We start from the raw sequence: 1,681 nt of genomic DNA, 5'->3' as shown, positions 1-1,681 counted from the left end.
TCATCGCCTGCATCATCATCCTGCTGATGACACTGGTAAGCCAGCTTGGCCTCTCCCCCATGATCGGCGCGCTGCTGTGCTCCGGCGCTATCATCTCGTCCGGGATCGACATGCCGGAACTGATGCTGATGCTGGCCTTGATGTGCGGCTGGTCCGGCTCGATGCTGCTGTCCCCCTTCGCGTCCACTCTTGCCATCGCCACGGGGATGATCGGCAAGTCCCCCCGCGACGTGGGCCTGCGATGGAACGGGCCATTCATCCTGACCTATTACGTGATCGTCATGACCGCCCTGCTGATCGCGGGCGCGATGCTCTGACCTGCCGCTGGGGCAGCCTCTCATTCGTTTGAAGATTGCAACCGGGACCGTCAGCCCGAATTGACTCCAACTCGGGCTGCCTCTAAGTTGATGCGGTATTCGACGTTTGTTCGAATACCGGGCTCAATAGCCAGACCCGCTCCAAAGAGCGGGACAAGAACCGCAGTGGGTAGGGAGGATGTTGCCCCAATGATATTCCAGAAACTGACCGCCGCAGCGCTCGGCGTTGCCATGCTTGTGGGCGCCGCGCCCAAATCCGCCGAGGCCGATATCCTCGTGATGGGCGGCAACCCGGAAGGAAGCCTGTTCTACGCGCAGTCCCAGGCTATCGCCTCGGTCATTGGCCAACATACCGGCGACCGCGTTGACGTGCTGCCGCAATCCCCGACGGTCTTCTTCCCGATGTTCGTCTCCAGCGAGGCCGATCTTGGCCTGTCGAGCCCGATCGAAGCCAACTTCGCCTTCCGCGCCGTCGGACCCTATGAAGGGGCCAATGGCGGCGAAGGGTATCCGATCTCCACGATCATGCTCGGCTCGCCGATCCGCCTGTCGCTCGTGGTGCGCGGCAGCTCGGACATCCAGAGCATGGCCGATCTGAAAGGCAAGCGCGTCGCGTCGAACTACGGCGCCTTCGCGGGGTCCTCGATCACCGCCGAAGCCGCGCTCGCCAATGCCGGCCTGACCGATGACGACATCGAAGTGGTCAGCGTCTCCAGCTATCCCGAAGGCGTGACCGCCGTGATCGAGGGCCGCGCCGACGCCGCCGTCGGCTCCATCGGCAGCGGTATCCTTCAGCAGCTCAACGCCGCCGAAGGCGCGCGCATCCTGTCGATCGACCCCTCGCCCGAAGCGATGGCCCGTTCGAAGGAAATCGGCAGCGCCTTCGTTCCGATCGAAGTGCCCGCGGGCATCGTCGGTGTCGACAGCGACATCCACGCGCTCAGCTATGCGACCACGCTCTACGGCCGCAGCGATCTGGCCGACGAAAAGGTCTCCGCGATCCTCGAGACCCTGTGGGAGCATTCCGAAGAGCTGAAGGCCATTCACCCGTCGCTCGCGACCTGGACGCCGGATCGGTTTGCCGACACCGCCGTCGTGGTCCCGTTCCACCCGGCCGCCATTGAATTCTTCAAGTCCAAGGGCGTGTGGACCGACGAGCTCGAAGCCCGTCAGGCTGAGATTTCGGCGAAATAACCCATGATGCGCCGGGCCACGTCCCGGGGCGACACAGTAACGGATCGCTCCGGCCCGGTGAAGGCGGCCGGGGCGATCCTCCCTGTAAGAGTCCACACGCCAACCGGAGGCCAGACACCCGTGCAAGAAAACAACAGGGTTCTGAAACGCCCGTATCGCTACGTCTACGA

Annotated in this window: 1 protein-coding gene and 1 pseudogene; both read left to right on the top strand. The window is 63.7% G+C overall.

Translation table 11 applies throughout. From position 1 onward, the window contains the following. Positions 1-317 (top strand): annotated as a pseudogene (locus A3764_RS17205) (hypothetical protein); the annotation flags it as partial. Positions 318-506: 189 nt separating this feature from the next. Further along, entirely contained in the window at positions 507-1,511 is a 1,005-nt protein-coding gene (locus A3764_RS17200; RefSeq protein ID WP_067919699.1) for a TAXI family TRAP transporter solute-binding subunit, read from the top strand. The last annotated feature ends 170 nt before the right edge of the window (positions 1,512-1,681 follow it).

This window comes from Sulfitobacter sp. HI0129 (genome assembly GCF_001635395.1).
Lineage (GTDB): Bacteria > Pseudomonadota > Alphaproteobacteria > Rhodobacterales > Rhodobacteraceae > Sulfitobacter.
Note: the sequence above shows the minus strand (reverse complement) of the source record. Positions and strands in the feature narration are given on the sequence as shown.